14 protein-coding genes are annotated in these 17114 nt (G+C 68.5%); 11 read left to right on the top strand and 3 right to left on the bottom strand.

Going from position 1 to position 17114, the window contains the following annotated elements; genetic code table 11:
* Window positions 1-20 precede the first annotated feature (20 nt).
* Together ASD34_RS14700 and ppk2 are read right to left on the bottom strand one after the other, a co-directional pair.
* On the bottom strand, window positions 21-1055 hold the full coding sequence (locus tag ASD34_RS14700) for an alpha/beta hydrolase family esterase (protein WP_056578703.1): 1035 nt from the start codon (window positions 1053-1055) through the stop codon (window positions 21-23).
* 59 nt (window positions 1056-1114) lie between these two features.
* Window positions 1115-2041, bottom strand: a complete 927-nt coding sequence (ppk2, locus tag ASD34_RS14695; RefSeq protein ID WP_200937613.1) for a polyphosphate kinase 2 — start codon at window positions 2039-2041, stop codon at window positions 1115-1117.
* Between the two features lie 194 nt (window positions 2042-2235).
* Between ppk2 and ASD34_RS14690 the strand changes: the two genes are divergently transcribed.
* The 7 genes from ASD34_RS14690 (at window position 2236) to ASD34_RS14660 (ending at window position 8717) form a co-directional block, all read left to right on the top strand.
* Complete coding sequence (locus tag ASD34_RS14690; protein ID WP_056578701.1) at window positions 2236-3270, top strand: transporter; 1035 nt, start codon at window positions 2236-2238, stop codon at window positions 3268-3270.
* Window positions 3271-3376: 106 nt separating this feature from the next.
* Complete coding sequence (locus ASD34_RS14685) at window positions 3377-4234, top strand: 3',5'-nucleoside bisphosphate phosphatase (protein WP_056578697.1); 858 nt, start codon at window positions 3377-3379, stop codon at window positions 4232-4234.
* Complete coding sequence (locus ASD34_RS14680) at window positions 4231-5208, top strand: DMT family transporter (protein ID WP_056578694.1); 978 nt, start codon at window positions 4231-4233, stop codon at window positions 5206-5208. The genes ASD34_RS14685 and ASD34_RS14680 overlap by 4 nt, the downstream gene beginning before the upstream one ends.
* A 130-nt stretch (window positions 5209-5338) precedes the next feature.
* Window positions 5339-5974 carry an L-threonylcarbamoyladenylate synthase gene (locus tag ASD34_RS14675; RefSeq protein WP_056578691.1) on the top strand — a complete coding sequence of 212 codons (636 nt, stop codon included), beginning with the start codon at window positions 5339-5341 and terminating at the stop codon, window positions 5972-5974.
* Window positions 5975-6017: 43 nt separating this feature from the next.
* Window positions 6018-6689: a site-2 protease family protein gene (locus ASD34_RS14670; RefSeq protein WP_056578688.1), complete on the top strand. Its 672-nt coding sequence runs from the start codon at window positions 6018-6020 to the stop codon at window positions 6687-6689.
* 17 nt (window positions 6690-6706) lie between these two features.
* Window positions 6707-8038 carry a tryptophan--tRNA ligase gene (locus ASD34_RS14665; protein ID WP_056578685.1) on the top strand — a complete coding sequence of 444 codons (1332 nt, stop codon included), beginning with the start codon at window positions 6707-6709 and terminating at the stop codon, window positions 8036-8038.
* Between the two features lie 76 nt (window positions 8039-8114).
* Entirely contained in the window at window positions 8115-8717 is a 603-nt protein-coding gene (locus ASD34_RS14660) for a LuxR C-terminal-related transcriptional regulator (protein ID WP_056578680.1), read from the top strand.
* Window positions 8718-8799: 82 nt separating this feature from the next.
* Here ASD34_RS14660 and shkS read toward each other — a convergent pair whose 3' ends face one another.
* On the bottom strand, window positions 8800-10215 hold the full coding sequence (shkS, locus tag ASD34_RS14655; RefSeq protein ID WP_056578677.1) for a surface-behavior sensor histidine kinase ShkS: 1416 nt from the start codon (window positions 10213-10215) through the stop codon (window positions 8800-8802).
* Window positions 10216-10400: 185 nt separating this feature from the next.
* Between shkS and ASD34_RS14650 the strand changes: the two genes are divergently transcribed.
* From ASD34_RS14650 to ASD34_RS14635, 4 genes are all read left to right on the top strand, one after another.
* Window positions 10401-10802, top strand: coding sequence for a phage holin family protein (locus tag ASD34_RS14650; RefSeq protein ID WP_056578674.1), 402 nt, complete (start codon window positions 10401-10403; stop codon window positions 10800-10802).
* A 442-nt stretch (window positions 10803-11244) separates the two neighbouring features.
* Window positions 11245-12468 (top strand): efflux RND transporter periplasmic adaptor subunit, encoded by a 1224-nt coding sequence (locus tag ASD34_RS14645; protein WP_056582367.1) that lies wholly within the window; start codon window positions 11245-11247, stop codon window positions 12466-12468.
* Window positions 12469-12477: 9 nt separating this feature from the next.
* Window positions 12478-15648 carry an efflux RND transporter permease subunit gene (locus tag ASD34_RS14640; RefSeq protein ID WP_056578671.1) on the top strand — a complete coding sequence of 1057 codons (3171 nt, stop codon included), beginning with the start codon at window positions 12478-12480 and terminating at the stop codon, window positions 15646-15648.
* Window positions 15648-17108 carry an efflux transporter outer membrane subunit gene (locus ASD34_RS14635; protein ID WP_082548701.1) on the top strand — a complete coding sequence of 487 codons (1461 nt, stop codon included), beginning with the start codon at window positions 15648-15650 and terminating at the stop codon, window positions 17106-17108. Before ASD34_RS14640 ends, ASD34_RS14635 begins: the two co-directional genes overlap by 1 nt.
* The last annotated feature ends 6 nt before the right edge of the window (window positions 17109-17114 follow it).

Genomic DNA, 17114 nt, shown 5'->3' with positions numbered 1-17114 from the left:
GCGCGCAGGGCGCCGCGCGTTCAGCGCTTGTCGAACTGCGCGGACGCGAAGGCCCAGGTCATGCGCGTGGCATCGGGCCCGAGCGGGTCGCTGAACAGCTGCCCGCGCGCCCCGCCGCTCCACGAGTGGCCGAGCCCCGCGATCTCGCACAGCGTGACCAGGGTGCGGCCCTGGCGCTTGAAGTCGGTCACGCGCATGGCGCGGCGCTGGCCGCGTTGCAGGTCGCGCGCCATGCCGGCGTGCGCGCCCACGGCGGTGGCCCAGACGGCCGCGCTGCTCATGGCGTTGCTGGGCGCCACCACCGCGTCCGCGTCGCCGTGCAGCACCAGCATCGGCGGCAGCGTCGTGAAGACGGCCGCCGCGCCCATGGCCTTGCCGACCGCGGTGACGGGCATCGGCGGCACGTGCTGGCCGCGCATGGCGCCGAGCGCGGTGGCCGATGACTTCGCGGCGCCGGGCGCCACGCCCGAGTGCATGACCACGGCGCGAAAGCGGTTCGCATAGCGCGTGGCCAGCAGCGCCGCCATGCTCGCGCCCGCCGACAGGCCGGCCACGGCCACGCGGTCGCGGTCCACGGGGTACAGCATGCAGGCCTGGTCGACGGCGGCCATCAGCGTGGCGGCCTCGGCGTCGGCCTTGCCGGAGCGGCGCTCGTACCAGTTCCAGCAGCCCTGCGGATGGGCGATGCGGTCCTGCTCGGGGTAGAGCACGAGAAAGCGCTGGCGCACCGCGAGCGCGTTCATGCGCGTGCTGGCGGCGAAGTCGCGACCGGTCTGGCCGCAGCCGTGCAGCATGACCATGAGCGGGAGTTTCTCGCCGGGCTGCAGCACCAGGTCGGCCGGACGGAACAGGTGATAGCCGCGCGCCCCACCCGCGCCCATCGCCATGCCGCTGAGCCAGTCGCCCTTGCCGGGCGGCGGCTTGAGCCGCTTGGCGGTCGCGCGTTGCACCTGGCCGGCCACGCGCTTGCCGTTGCTCAGCGTGAGCTTGGTGAGCGCCTTCAGGTTGCGCTCGTAGGCACGGGCGAAGAAAGAAGCGGTGGAGCGACGGGCCATGGCGCAGTGTGCAGGCAAAAGCGCCGGGCGGCCAACTGACTCAAGCGGCCGCTGAACCCTCAGTAGATCTCCGGAACGATCATGTCGGCGGGCACGGGCTGGCGCAGGTAGTCGTCGTGCCGCTCGCGCGCCGGCAGCTCGACCGGCGGATGCGCCACTTCCTGGTAGGGCAGCTGGCCCAGCAGGTGGCTGATGCAGTTCAGGCGCGCCTTCTTCTTGTCGACGGCCTGCACCACCCACCACGGCGCCTCGGGGATGTGGGTGCGCTCCAGCATGATCTCTTTCGCCTTGGTGTATTCCTCCCAGCGGCGGCGGCTCTCGAGGTCCATGGGGCTGAGCTTCCACTGCTTGAGCGGGTCGTGGATGCGGCCCAGGAAGCGCATGTGCTGCTCGTCGTCGGTGATGGAGAACCAGTACTTGATGACCTTGATGCCCGAGCGCACGAGCATCTTCTCGAACTCGGGCACGGTGCGGAAGAACTCCTCGTACTCGTCGTCGCTGCAAAAGCCCATCACGCGCTCGACGCCGGCGCGGTTGTACCAGCTGCGATCGAACAGCACGATCTCGCCGGCGGCCGGCAGGTGTGCCACGTAGCGCTGGAAGTACCACTGCGTGCGTTCGCGGTCGTTGGGCGCGGGCAGCGCGGCCACGCGGGCCACGCGCGGATTCAGGCGCTGGGTGATGCGCTTGATGACACCGCCCTTGCCCGCCGCGTCGCGGCCTTCGAAAAGAATGACCACCTTCTGCTTGCTGTGCTGCACCCAGTCCTGCAGCTTGACCAACTCGCCCTGCAGGCGAAAGAGTTCCTTGAAGTACGCCTGGCGCGCCGCCTTGTCGGAGACGGATGAGGCCGCCGCGGCGGGGTCGAGTCCGTCGAGGTTGCGATCTTCGATTTCCAGCTCGAGCTCTTCGTCGTAGCTGTCGATCAGGTCGCGGGCGATGCGTTGCATCAGGTCTTCGTGGTCGGGAAGTGCGCTCGTCAGCATGATGAAAAGGGGCAAGAGTGGCGGGTAGACAAAAAGCATGCTGCACCCGCTGCATGACGGCGGCGTGACGGTTTTGCGGCTGATTTCTGTCAGCCGACACGCCGTTGTCACATGGCGCGAACACCATCCGGGGCACGCTGGCAGCCCGCCGACCGGGCGGCCGCCTGTTCACACGTCCTTTCTGACCACGCACCTTGTCGGTATTTCATGACCTCGCCGCGCAGTCCTATGGTGGCGACGAAGCCGGGCTGATCTGCGGCTATCTGTTCGACGCCGCGGCGCCGGAGCCCGCGCGGGCGATCGATTCGGCGCAGGCCGCCTCGTGGCTGGCAGATGCGGGCAGACCTGGCAACAGCGGCGCCTACGTGTGGCTGCATTTCAACCTGAGCCATGCGCATGCCGAACGCTGGCTCGTGCGGCACGCGGCGCTGTCGGACACCTTCTACGAGACGCTGCACGAAGGCCTGCCCTCCACGCGCATCGAGCGCGCCGACGATTCGCTGATCGCAGTCATCAACGACGTGCACTTCGAGTTCAGCTTCGAGCCCTCGGACATCTCCACGCTGTGGATCAGCGTGGGCCCGCGCCTCGTGGTCACGGCGCGCACCAAGCCGCTGCGCTCGGTCGATGCGCTGCGCACGGCCGTGAAGGCGGGCGAGGCGCCGCGCTCCAGCACCGAGCTGCTGGAGCACCTGCTGCGCGCGCAGGCCGACGTGCTGGTGAAGATCGTGCGCGGCGTCACCTCGCGCATCGACCGCATCGAGGACGAACTGCTGGCTGGCCGCCTGGACCACAAGCGCGCGCGGCTGGGTGTGCTGCGCCGGCTGCTGGTGCGGCTGCAGCGGCTGCTGGCGCCCGAGCCGGCCGCGCTGTTCCGCCTGCTGCAGGGCCCGCCAGCGTGGATGGCCGAGCCCGACGTGCAGGAGCTGCGCGGCTCGACCGAGGAGTTCTCGGTGGTGCTGCGCGACATGCAGGCGCTGCAGGAGCGCATCAAGCTGCTGCAGGAAGAAATCGCCGCCAACGTCAACGAGGACAACAACCGCAGCCTGTTCGTGCTGACGGTGGTCACGGTGCTGGCGCTGCCGATCAACATCCTGGCCGGCCTGTTCGGCATGAACGTGGGCGGCATTCCGCTGGCGGAGCACAAGCACGGGTTCTGGATCGTGGTGGCGATCGTGGCCACGTTCACCGCGGTGGCCGCATGGACGGCTTTCCGCAAGAAGCGCTGAGCCACGCGCCCCGCATGCACCGGCGCATTAATGCTATTTATTTAGTAGCATCTTCGACAGCATCCATGCGCCCGCGTCAATATTCCAGACCCCCTAGAATGGCGGGGTGTCCTCCATTCTCAATGCCGATCTTCACTGCCACTCCGTGGTCTCCGACGGCACATTGACGCCCGAAGAACTGGCCGCCCGCGCCGCCGCCAACGGGGTCGAGCTCTGGGCCCTCACCGACCACGACGAGGTCGGCGGCCAGCACCGCGCCGCTGCGGCCGCACGCCAGAACGGCATGCGCTACCTCACCGGCACCGAGATCTCGGTGACCTTCGCGAACGAGACCGTGCACATCGTCGGCCTGGGTTTCGACCCCGACGACGCTGCCATGACGCAAGGCCTGTACGACACGCGCGGCGGCCGCGGCAAGCGCGCGCAGGAAATGTCCGAGGGGCTGGCCAAGGTCGGCATCCACGGCGCCTACGAAGGCGCGCTCAAGTTCGTCGGCAACCCCGAACTGATTTCGCGCACGCACTTTGCGCGCTTCCTGGTCGAGCAGGGCCACTGCCGCGACACCCCCGAGGTGTTCCGCAAGTTCCTCACCGAAGGCAAGCCGGGCTACGTGCCGCACCGCTGGGCCTCGCTGAAGGACGCCGTGCACTGGATCACCGCCGCCAAGGGCATGGCCGTGATCGCGCACCCGGGCCGCTACAAGTTCACGGCCAACGAGGAGTACGCGCTGTTCCTCGAATTCAAGGCGCACGGCGGCCAGGCGATCGAGGTCGTCACGGGCAGCCACACACCGGCCGAGTTCGTCGAGTACGCCGACAAGGCGCTCGAGTTCGATTTCGCCGCCTCGCGCGGCAGCGATTTCCACAGCCCCGACGAGAGCCACTGCGATCTCGGCAAGCTGCCACCGTTGCCCGGCGCCCTCACGCCGGTGTGGGAACTGCTCGGCCACCGCATCCAGCAGTGAGCCAGAGCCCCGGGCCCGGCACCGACAACGCGGCCAGCGCCGCGCTGGCCCAGGCACGCGCCGCAGCGCAAGCCAGCCGCCGCACCGAATCCGAACGCATCCTCGCGGGCATCGGCCTGGTCATCCTGGCGGTGGCCTGCTTCGCCACGCTCGACACCGCCACCAAGTACTCCACGCTCGCCGTGCCCGTGCTCATGGGCGTGTGGTTCCGCTACGCCTTCCAGGCAGTCGCCACCACGCTGGTGCTGCTACCGCTGCGCGGCACGGCCCTGCTGCGCACGCAGCACCCGCGCTACCAGGCGCTGCGCGGGGCGCTGCTGCTGGGTTCGAGCCTCTTTGCCTTCCTGAGCCTGCGCTACATGCCGCTGGCCGAGTTCACGTCGATCGTGCTGATCGCGCCCCTGGTGATCACGCTGCTGGCCGCCACCACGCTCAAGGAGCAGGTGTCGCCGCTGCGCTGGACGCTGGTGGCCGGCGGCTTCATCGGCACGCTGGTCATCCTGCGCCCGGGCGGCGGCAGCTTCAGCTGGGCCGTGCTGCTGCCGCTGGGGCTGGTGCTGACCAACGCCTGGTTCCAGGTGCTCACCAGCAAGCTCGCGCAGACCGAGAACCCGCTGACCATGCACTTCTACACGGGATGGGTCGGCACGCTGCTGGCCTCTGTGGCCGTGCCTTTCGCCTGGACCGCCCTGCCCTCGTGGGAATGGTGGGCGCTGCTGTGCCTCATGGGTTTCATGGGCACGGTGGGCCACTTCATGCTGATCCTGGCCTACCAGCGCGCGCCTGCGTCCACCCTCACCCCGTACCTGTACGCGCAGATCGCCTTTGCGATGCTGGGCGGCTGGCTCATCTTTTCCCACGTGCCCGACCGCTTCTCGCTGATCGGCATGGCGATGATCGCCGTGTGCGGCGCCGCCGGCGCGTGGCTCACCGTGCGCGAGCGGCGTGTGCCGATCGAGCCTGCGGAGTCATGAGCCCCCACGCTCGGCACTTCGTGTCCTCGCTGCCCCCCGCGGGGGCCGCTCGCGCCTTGGGGCGGCCCGGCGGCGCTCGGTTCTCGACCGTATCGAGGCCGTGTATGTTCAACCCTTTCTCCAGGTAATCATGGCCCAGTACTTCGAAGTCCACCCCGAGAACCCCCAGCAGCGCCTCTTGAAGCAGGCCGTTGCGCTGCTCGGCCGCGGCGAGATCGTGGCGGTGCCCACCGACTCCAGCTACGCGCTGGCCTGCCACCTGGACGACAAGGACGCGGTCGACCAGCTGCGCCGCATCCGCCAGGTCGACGACAAGCACCACCTCACGCTGCTGTGCCGTGACCTGAGCGAGCTGGCCAACTACGCACGCGTCGACAACAAGCAGTACCGCCTGCTGAAGGCCGCCACGCCCGGGCCCTACACCTTCCTGCTCGAAGCCACCAAGGAAGTGCCGCGCCGCGTGAGCCATCCGCAGCGCAAGACCATCGGCCTGCGCGTGCCCGACCACAACGCGCTGCTGGCGCTGCTGGCGCTGCACGGCGCACCGCTGCTGGCCACCACCCTCATCGCGCCCGGCGAGACCGAGGCGCTGAACGACGCGCAGGAAATCCGCGACCGCTTCGAGAAGCAGATCAGTGCCGTCATCGATGCCGGTGCCTGCCCTTCGCAGCCGACCACCGTGGTCGACCTCACGCCGATGGGCACGGGCGACGACCCGGTCGTGGTGCGCCAGGGCCGGGGTGCACTCGCGGTGCTTGGCCTCTGACAAACGGCTCAGCCGCCCCATTCCTCTCTGACACAATCGCGCAGTGGATATTTCCAATCTGATACAGACGGTCCTGATTTACGCACTGCCGGTGATCTTCGCGATCACCGTGCACGAAGCGGCGCACGGCTACGTGGCGCGCCACTTCGGGGACAACACCGCCGCCGTGATGGGCCGCGTGACGCTCAATCCCATGAAGCACATCGACCCCATCGGGACCATCCTGATGCCGCTGATGCTGTACTTCGCGACCTCGGGCGCCTTCCTGTTCGGCTACGCCAAGCCGGTGCCGGTCAACTTCAATCGCCTGCGCCACCCCAAGCGCGACATGGTGTGGGTTGCGCTCGCGGGCCCGGCGTCGAATTTCATCCAGGCCATCCTGTGGGCCGTGCTGCTGATCGTGATCGTCGCGGCCGGCGTCAGTGAAACCTTTTTCATCAAGATGGCGCAGGGCGGCGTGCTGGTCAACCTCGTCATGTGGGCCTTCAACCTGTTCCCACTGCCCCCGCTCGACGGCGGCCGCGTGCTCGCCGGCCTGCTGCCCAGCGGCCCGGCGCAAAACTTCCTGGCGCGCATCGAGCCCTATGGTTTCTTCATCGTGATGGCGCTGGTGCTTGCCGGCATCGTCAGCAACTACTGGCTGCGCCCGCTGATGGATGCCGGCTACTTCGTGGTCAACCTTCTCATCACGCCGCTCAAGGCAATGCTGCTCTAAGTCTTCTCTTTCGTCCCATGGCTTCGTTTTCCCCCGCTCCCCTGCGCGTCCTGACCGGCATCACGCCGTCGGGCACGCCCCACCTCGGCAACTACGTCGGCTCCATCCGCCACTCGGTGCGCCAGAGCGTCGCGGCCGGCGTCGAGAGCTACTTCTTCCTGGCCGACTACCACGCGCTCATCAAGGTGCAGGAGCCCGCGCTCATCCAGCGCTCCACGCTCGAGATCGCTGCCAGCTGGCTGGCCTGCGGGCTCGACCCCGAACGCGTCACGTTCTATCGCCAGTCGGACATCGCCGAGATCACCGAGCTCACCTGGTTCCTGACCTGCGTCACCGGCAAGGGCGTGCTCAACCGCGCCCACGCCTACAAGGCCCAGCTCGACAAGAACATCGCCAAGGGTGAAGAGCCCGACGCCGACGTCACGGCCGGCCTGTTCATGTACCCGGTGCTCATGGGCGCCGACATCCTCATGTTCAACGCCCACAAGGTGCCCGTGGGCCGCGACCAGGTGCAGCACATCGAGATGGCGCGCGACATGGCGCAGCGCTTCAACCACCAGTACGGCGAGCACTTCACGCTGCCCGACGCCGAGATCGACGATGCGGTCGCCACCTTGCCCGGCCTGGACGGCCGCAAGATGAGCAAGAGCTACAACAACACGATCCCGCTGTTCGCGCCGCGCGCGCAGCTGCAAAAGCAGATTGCCAGCATCGTCACCGACTCGCGCGCGCCCGGCGAGCCCAAGGACACCGAGGGCTCGGCCCTGTTCCAGATCTACCAGGCCTTCGCCAGCGCCGAGGAAACCGAGGCACTGCGCAAGGCGTTCGCCGACGGCATCGCCTGGGGCGACGCCAAGCAGGTGCTGTTCGAGCGCATCGACCGCGAAGTGGCGCCGCTGCGCGCGCGCTACGAGGCGCTGATGAACGACCCCGCCGAGATCGAGCGCATCCTGCTGCTGGGCGCCGAGAAGGCGCGCCGGCTGTCGCGCCCCTTCATGACCTCGCTGCGCCACGCGGTCGGCCTGCGCAACCTCGCCGCGGGCCGCGACAGTGCCGGCGCCAAGGCCGCCAAGGTGGCAAAGCCCAGCTTCAAGCAATACCGCGAGAAGGCCGACGGCCTTTTCTATTTCAAGCTGCTCGATGCGCGCGGCGAAACCCTTTTGCAAAGCCGTGGATTCGCGTCGCCGCAGGAAGCGGGCCGTACCATCGCCGACTTGCAGGCGCAACGCGGCGCGGCGCTCACGGCATTGGCCGCGCAGCTCGAACCGGTCGACGCGCAACAGGCTCGCGCCGCCACCGAGGCGCTGGAGGCACTGGCGGAGGCAACGTCCACCACCCAGGGACATTGATCCAGCAACGACCCGCGGGCCATCTACCGGCGGGCGCGACAAGAGAGAAGACGGTGCGATCACAAAGGAAGAAAACATGAGCATTTATGTCATCGACGACCACCCCCTGATGCGCGACGCGATCGTGATGGTCCTGCGACGCCTGCGCCCCGCCGAGAACATCGTCGAGCTCGAGCGGCTCGACAAGCTCGCCAGTTCGGTCCAGCAGCGCGGCGCGCCCACCCTTTTCTGCCTGGACCTGAAGCTGCCGGACACCAATGGCGTCTCGGGCGTGATCGCGGTCAAGCAGGTCTACCCGAACGTGCCGATCGCCGTGTACTCGGCGGCCCCGGCTGCCGACATGGAAGACGCCTGCATCGAGGCCGGTGCCGACACCTACATCGAGAAGTCGGCCAGTTCCAACGAGCTGGCAGCCGCCCTGCGCGGCCTGCTGATGGCCGGCTCGGAAGACGACACCGAGGAAATGCCCGCCGCCAACAGCGGCAAGCTCTCCAAGCGCCAGACCCAGTTGATCGCCATGCTCGACAAGGGCATGAGCAACCGCGACATCGCGACCGACCTGGAGATCAGCGAACACACGGTGAAGGTGCACCTGTGGCGACTGTTCCGCCGTCTGGGCGTGAAGAGCCGCACGCAGGCGCTGCACTACGCACGTACCAATGGGCTGCTCTCGGGCTGATCCCGCAAAGCTGCTGGCTTGATCAGGAACCGCGCCTCGTGCGCGGTTTTTTCATGGGCGGTGCAATTGCAACAACCACCGATCAGCCGCCCGACGCACTCACCCGCGCCTGCGCCACCGCTTCGTCCGCATCGTGCAGCGCCACGCGGAACACGCTGCCGCTGCCCAGGCGCGAACGCACGCTGACCGGGTGGCCCAGCACGTGCGACAGCCGCGCAACGATGGCCAGGCCGAGGCCGAAACCGTCGGAGGTGCCGGCGTGGTCGGCGACCTTGTAGAACTCCAGGAACACGTCGCGCAGGTGCTCCGGCGCGATGCCGATGCCGGTGTCCCACACCTCCACGCGCATGCCGTCGGCGCCGCGGCGTGCGGTCAGCAGCACGCCGCCTTCGGTCGTGTACTTGATGGCGTTGGCGAGCAGGTTGCCGATCATGCGGCGCACGCGGATCGGGTCGGTGAGGAACGAGCCCTCGGTCACGTGCACGCGGAAGTCCAGGCCCCGGCTCTCGGCCACCGGGCGGTACTGCAGCTCCAGGTCGTGCAGCAGCTCAGCCACATCGACGCGCTCGATGTGCAGCCGCACCTGGCCCGCGTCGATGCGCGCCAGGTCGAACATGGAATCGAAGAGCGCGTTCACCGCATGGGTGGCGCGCACGATCTTCGGCGCGAGCTCGAGCACCAGTTCGGGCTCGTTGCGCAGCCAGTCGGCGTACAGCGACAGCGCCAGCACAGGCTGGCGCATGTCGTGTGCGGCGCTGGCCAGGAAGCGGTTCTTCATGGCCACGGCCGACACCGCCGCCTGCCGCTGCTGCGTGAGCGACTTGATCAGGATGTGGTTGTGGAACAGCAGCTCCAGGCTGTTGCGCGCCGTCTCATGGATGTTGCGGCCGGCGCGCAGCAGCAGGAACCAGTGCAGTATCGGCAGCAGCGGCAGGAGGTAGCCGTACTGGAACTGCGGTTGCTGCAACGTGACGGCCGCCAGGCGCACCAGCACCGCGCCGAGCATGGTGATGAACAGCGTGTTGACGTAGCGCTTGAGCAGCGGCGGGTGCAACGCCAGCCCGTTGAGCGGGAAGGTGCCCACGCCGGCCACGATGAGCCAGCTCATGAACTGATTGACCTGCGGCGTGCGCTCGAAGAACAGCAGCACCGAACAGCCCCACACCACCGCGCTGGTGCTCCACACGAAGCCGTAGCGGTCGGTGAACTGCTGCTGCGCGACCGCGCTGCGCCCGGCATAGCGCACGGCATACACGCGCGCGCCCCAGGCCCGGCAAGCGGTGGCGATGATGCCGGCCGCCAGCCAGGTCAGCAGCTCCCAGCGGGCCACGTGGCCCCAGCTGAGGCCGACCATGGCGGGCATGAGCGCCGCCGAGACGAGGTAGGAGCCGCGCGCCGAGCGCATCAGGCTGCGGATGAGTTCCCCGCGAACCCACGACTCGGCCTCGTCGGCCGATGCCGGAGCAGGTGTCACGCTTGCGATCGACGCAGTCGCCATAGGCACACGACCTCGGTTGGTTCGGGTGGGAGGAAAGGAAGGCGCGCTTGCCGCAGACGCCGGAAGCAGGCGATCTTAACGGGCAGTTCAGCATCGTTTTCCGTAGAAATGCCGCCACGCGCAGCGCCCCTTCCGAGCGCCGTGGCCAGCATTACCATGGGGCCCAAAGCCACACACCGAACGCCATGCTGAACAACCTCACCCCCTTCCTCATCCACTGGGCCATCACCGGCGTCTCGCTGTGGGTGGCCAGCCACCTTTTCAAGGGGCTCAAGTTCGACAGCGCCTCGGCGCTGGTGATCTCGGCGCTGCTGCTGGGCCTGGCCAACGCGATCGTCAAGCCGCTCCTGATCGTGCTCACGCTGCCGCTGACGCTGCTGACCTTCGGCCTGTTCCTGCTGGTCATCAACGCGCTGATGATCATGCTGGTGGCCGCGCTCGTGAAGGGTTTCAAGGTGTCGGGATTCTGGACCGCCCTGTTCGCGAGCATCTTCATCTCGCTGCTGAGCATCCTCATCGGCTCGTTCGTGACCAGCAGCGATCCGGCGGAACAGATCCAGATGCCGCAAAGCGGCAACTGGCTCTGAGCGGCCCCCTCAGGACGCGCGGCGCCCAGCGCTGCGCGCCCGCCATGCAGCCCATCATCGGCTGCGACAGCGTGCACACGCCGGTCGGTAGGCTGGCTTCATCGACGAAGAAGCGCGGCGCGTGGCTGGGTTTGGCCCTGCTCGCATCGCGCCCGGGTGGCGTGGCGCCGGGCACGCGCTGCAGCCCCGGGACCAGGTGCGGGCCTTGGTGCTACGGGTCGATTTCCTGGTCGCGCAGGCGAAAAAGAACCGGAACGGCCACAGGCATCGCCCTGCTTTACACCTGCTTAACCGTGGGACAGCACACTCGAGCCCACCCGCCAGCCCTTCCCGGGCATGGCACGGTTTCCGCTCTGTAAAGTTCGCAGCCCCCCGCGCCGCGGCATTGAACTCGACGGCGCGCGCCCGCTCCATCTTTGGCTTTCGTTACTTCTGCTCGCCCATGCCTGCCCACCTTGCCTTCCGTTCCGCCCCGCTCCTCACGGCCCTGTGCATCGCCGCCGCCCTCGTGGGGTGCTCGCGCACCAACGTGGAGTCTCCCGGCACGGCAAAGGCGGCCAGCGCCCCGGAAAAAGAAGTCGGCATCGTCACGCTGAAGCCCGAAGTGCTGGCCCTGAGCACCGAACTGCCCGGTCGCACCGCCGCCCCGGTGATCGCCGAGATCCGCCCGCAGGTCGGCGGCATCCTCAAGGAGCGGCTCTTCACCGAAGGCTCGCAGGTCAAGGCCGGCCAGGTGCTCTACCAGCTCGACCCGGCCTCGCTGCAGGCGGCGCATGCCAGCGCCCAGGCCAGCGTGCGCAAGGCCGAGTCCGCCCTGGCGACGGCCCGCACGGTGGCCAGGCGCAATGCCGAGCTGGTGAAGATCGACGCCATCAGCCGCCAGGTGTTCGACGAAACCCAGGCCGCCGAACAGCAGGCCGAGGCCGACCTCGGCGTGGCGCGCGCCGCCGAGCAGACCGCGCGCATCCAGCTGGGCTACACGCGCATCACCTCGCCGATCACCGGCTGGGCCGAGCTGTCCACGGTCACGCCGGGCGCGCTGGTCACCGCCAACCAGGCGGCCGCCATGACCACCGTGCAGCAGCTCGACCCGATCCATGTGCACGTCACGCAGTCGAGCAGCGAGCTGCTGCGCCTGAAGCGCGAGTTGGCCAGCGGGCGCCTGCAGCGCGCCAGCGAGGCCGAGGCGCGCATCCAGCTGCTGCTCGAAGACGGCAGCCCCTACCCGCACGCGGGCCGCCTCACCTTCAGTGGCGTGACGGTCGATGCCGGCACCGGCAGCGTCACGCTGCGCGCCGTGGTGCCCAACCCCGACAAGCTGCTGATGCCCGGCATGTACGTGCGCGCCGTGCTGCAGGAGGGCGTGAACGACGCCGCGCTGCTGGTGCCGCAGCAGGCCGTCACGCGCGCGCCCGACGGCAGCGCCTCCACGCTGGTGATCGATACCGACAACAAGGTTCAGAAGCGGCCCATCCGCATCGGCCGCGCCATCGGCACGCGCTGGCAGGTGATCGACGGCCTGGCCGCAGGCGACCGCGTGCTCATGGAAGGCTCGCAGCGCGTGAAGGTCGGCGACAAGGTGCGCACGGTCGACCTGGGCGCCAAGCCGGCCGGCACCTCGGTCGCGAGCGCCACGCCGGCCGCCCCGACCACCGTCGCACGCTGAGGCCACGCCATGGCCCAGTTCTTCATCGACCGCCCCATCTTCGCGTGGGTGCTTTCCATCGTCGTCATGCTCGCCGGCCTGATGGCCATCCGCACGCTGCCGCTGGAGCAGTACCCCGACATCGCACCGCCGCGCGTGTCCATCGGCGCCACCTACACCGGCGCCTCGGCCAAGACGGTCGAAGACTCCGTCACCCAGGTCATCGAACAGCAGATGAAGGGGCTGGACAACCTGCTGTACATGCAGTCGACCAGCAATTCGTCGGGGCAGGCGCGGCTGTCGCTCACCTTCGACGCGGGCACCAACATCGACGTGGCCCAGATGCAGGTGCAGAACAAGCTGCAGCAGGCCATGTCGCGCCTGCCGCAGCAGGTGCAAAGCCGCGGCGTCACCGTCACCAAGGGCGGCAATGACTTCCTCATGATCGTCTCGATGTTCTCCGGCGACGGCAGCGCCTCGGCGGTGGACGTGGGCGACTACATCAGCAGCAACCTGGTCGACGTCATCAGCCGCATCGACGGCGTGGGCGAAGTACAGACGCTGGGCACCGGTTACGCCATGCGCCTGTGGCTCGACCCCGACAAGCTGCGCAAGTACGCGCTCATGCCCTCCGACGTGGGCAGTGCCATCACCGCGCAGAACGCGCAGGTCTCGGCAGGCCAGCTCGGCGCGCTGCCGGCCGGCGCGCAACAGCAGCTCAATGCCACCATCACCGCGCGCAGCAAGCTGAAGACCGTCGAAGAGTTCGAGAACGTGGTGTTGCGCGCCACGCCCGACGGCGCCGTGGTGCGCCTGAAAGACGTGGCCCGCGTCGAGCTGGGCGCCGAGAACCTCACGGTGCGCTCGGTGCTCGGCGGACGTCCGGGCGCCGGCATGGGCATCGTACTGGCCGACGGCGCCAACGCAGTGCAGGTGGCCGAGGCGGTGAAGGCCAAGGTGGCCGAGCTGCAGCCGCTTTTTCCGAACCAGATGCAGACCTTCGTGAGCTACGACACCACGCCCTTCGTGAGCGCGTCGATCGACGAGGTGGTGAAGGCGCTGGCCGAAGCGATGCTGCTGGTCGTGCTGGTGATGTACATCTTTCTGCAGAACTTCCGCGCCACGCTGATCCCGGCCATTGCGGTGCCGGTGGTGCTGCTGGGCACCTTCGGCGTGCTGTCGATGGCTGGCTATTCGATCAACACGCTCACCATGTTCGGCATGGTGCTGGCCATCGGCCTTCTGGTGGACGACGCCATCGTGGTGGTGGAAAACGTCGAGCGCGTGATGCACGAGGAAGGGCTTTCGCCCAAGGAGGCCACGCGCAAGTCGATGGCCGAGATCACGCCTGCGCTGATCGGCATCGCGCTGGTGCTGTCGGCGGTGTTCATCCCCATGGCATTCTTCGGCGGCTCGACCGGCGTGATCTACCGCCAGTTCTCGATCACGATCGTCTCGGCCATGGCGCTGTCGGTGTTCGTGGCGCTCACGCTGACGCCGGCGCTGTGCGCCACGCTGCTCAAGCCTGTGGCCAAGGGGGGGCACGCGGCGCCGCGCAAGGGCGTGCTGGGTGCGGTCGACCGCTTCTTCGCGGCCTTCAACCGCACCTTCGACAAGGGCGCCGACCGCTACCAGGGCGTGGTCGGCGGCATCATGCGGCGCGGCAAGCGCAGCCTCGTGGTGTATGTGCTGATCGCGGCCGTGATGGCGCTGCTGTTCATGCGCCTGCCCACGTCCTTCCTGCCCGATGAAGACCAGGCCTTCCTGCAGGTGCAGGTGACGCTGCCGCCGGGCGCGTCCGATGCGCGCCTGCAGCCGGTGGTCACACAGATGCAGGACTACTTCACCAGGCAGCCCGAGGTGGTGAGCGTGAACGTGATCACCGGGCAGAACGGCGACCAGAGTTCGGCGCGCGCCTTCGTGAAGCTCAAAGACTGGAGCGAGCGCGAAGGTGCCGGCCAGTCGGCCGCCGAACTCGCGCGGCGTGCCAACAAGGAGCTGTCGACCCTGCGCGACGCGCGCATCTTCGTGCTGTTGCCGCCGGCGGTGCGCGGCCTGGGCGCCAACGCGGGCTTCAACTTCCACCTGAAGGACATCAACGGGCTGGGCCACGACGCACTCGTGAAGGCGCGCGATCAGCTCCTCGACCTGCTCTCCAAGCGGCCCGAAGTGGCGAACGTGCGCAGCAACAACCTGGACGACACGCCGCAGTTCGCGGTGGACATCGACGACGCGCGCGCCGGTGCATCGAGCCTGGCCACGGGCGACATCGACAGCACCTTGTCCAGCGCCATGGGCGGGACCTACATCAACGACTTCCTGGACAACGGCCGCGTCAAGCGCGTGTACATGCAGGGCGACACGGCCTTTCGCATGCTGCCCACCGACATCGACCGCTGGAGCGTGCGCAACAGCCTGGGCCAGATGGTGCCGTTCCCGGCTTTCTCCAGCTCGCGCTGGACCTACGGCTCGCCGCAACTGCAGCGCTACAACGGCAGCCCCAGCTACGAGTTCGTCGGCGATGCCGCTCCCGGCGTGAGCTCGGGCGTCGCCATGGCCGCCGTCGATGAAGTGATGAAGCAGATGCCCGCCGGCCTCGGCTACGAATGGACCGGTGCCTCGTTCCAGGAGCGACTGTCGGGCGCGCAGGCGCCGCTGCTCTACGCCATCTCGATCCTGTTCGTGTTCCTGTGCCTCGCGGCCCTGTACGAGAGCTGGTCGGTGCCGTTCTCGGTGATCCTGGTGGTGCCGCTGGGCATCGTCGGCGCGCTGCTGTTCACCAGCCTGCGCGGGCTGAGCAACGACGTGTACTTTCAGGTCGGCCTGCTGACCACGGTGGGCCTGTCGTCGAAGAACGCGATCCTGATCGTCGAGTTCGCCAAGCAGCTGCAGGAGCAGGGCAAGGGCGTGATCGAGGCCACGCTGGAAGCCGTGCGACTGCGGCTGCGCCCCATCCTCATGACCTCGCTGGCCTTCGGCTTCGGCGTGCTGCCGCTGGCCATCGGCACCGGCGCAGGCGCAGGCGGACGCCATTCGATCGGCACGGCGGTGCTCGGCGGCATGGTGGTCGGCACGGCGCTGGGCATCTTCTTCGTGCCGTTGTTCTTCGCGCTGATTCGCGGCTGGCTGGAAGGCCGGCGCACGCCGGCCGGCCCGGATGCATTGCCCACGGCACCGGTCGCAGAGCAGGGAGCGCACTGATGAATCGCACCACCCTGCCCCGCCTTCCCCTGCGCGCACTGGCCTGCGCCGCCATGGCCTGCGTCGTGCTCGCAGGCTGCGTCAACCTCGCGCCCGCGTACGAAATGCCGGCCTCGCCGGTCCCTGCGGCCCTGCCCTCGGCCGGCGTCACCGCAGCGACGCCACTCGATATCGGCTGGCGCGACTTCTTCGTCGACAAGCAGCTGCAGGGCGTGATCGAACTCGCGCTCGCCAACAACCGCGACCTGCGCGTGGCGGCGCTCAACATCGAGCGTGCGCGCGCCCAGTACGGCATCGCGCGGGCTGACCTGTTCCCCACCGTCAACGCAGGCGCGGGCGGCACGCGCTCGCGCACGCCGGGCAACCTGTCGACCAGCGGCGAATCGCGCATCGCCTCGCAGTACAGCGCCAACCTCGGCATGACGGCTTATGAGCTCGACCTGTTCGGGCGCGTGCGCAACCTCGGCGAATCGGCGCTGCAGAGCTACTTCCAGACCGAGGAAACCCAGCGCAGCACGCAGATCAGCCTCGTGGCCTCGGTCGCCACGGCGTGGCTGCAGCTGGCCGCCGACGAGCAGCGCCTGCAACTCGCGCGCAGCACGCTCGAGAGCCAGCGCAAATCGTTCGAGCTGGTGCAGCGCAGCCATGCGCTCGGTGCGCAGTCGGGCCTGGCGCTGGCGCAGTCGCAGAGCACCGTCGATGCTGCGCGCGCCGACGCGGCGGCCTTCGACAGTCAAGTGGAGCAGGACCGCAACGCACTGGCGCTGCTGGTCGGTGCCACGCCGCCGCCCGAGCTGCTGCCGACCGCCGCGACGACCGCCCAGGTGGCACAACTGCTCGTGCCGCCGGCCGGCCTGTCGTCGAGCGTGCTGCAGCAGCGCCCCGACGTGCGCGCCGCCGAACACGCGCTGCGTGCGAGCAACGCCGACATCGGCGCGGCGCGCGCGGCCTTCTTCCCGCGCATCGCACTCACGGCCTCGGCCGGTACCGCGAGCAGCACGCTCTCGGGCCTGTTCACCAGCGGCAGCAAGGCCTGGAGCTTCGCGCCGTCGATCAGCGTGCCGATCTTCGACGGCGGCGCCAACCGCGCCAACCTGCAGGTCGCGCAGGCGCAGCAGAAGATCCAGATCGCCACCTACGAAAAGACCGTGCAGACTGCCTTCCGCGAAGTGGCCGATGCACTGGCCGAACGCCGCACGCTGGCCGAGCGCCTCGACGCACAGCGCTCACTGCGCAGCGCCACCGCGCGCAGCTTCGATCTTTCGCAGGCGCTCTTCAAGAGTGGCGCCGCCAACTACCTCGACGTGCTGGACGCGCAGCGCAGCGACTATGCGGCGCAGCAGACGCTCATCGGTTTGCAGCTCACGGAGCAGACGAACCGGCTGGCGATCTACAAGGCGCTGGGGGGCGGGTGGAGCGAGGCATCCGGGGCAGCACCACAGTCGCCGCAAGGCGACTGACGCGCC

Source organism: Variovorax sp. Root473, from assembly GCF_001426505.1.
In the GTDB taxonomy this organism is placed as follows: Bacteria; Pseudomonadota; Gammaproteobacteria; order Burkholderiales; family Burkholderiaceae_C; genus Variovorax.
This window is presented reverse-complemented; position numbering and strand designations above follow the sequence as displayed.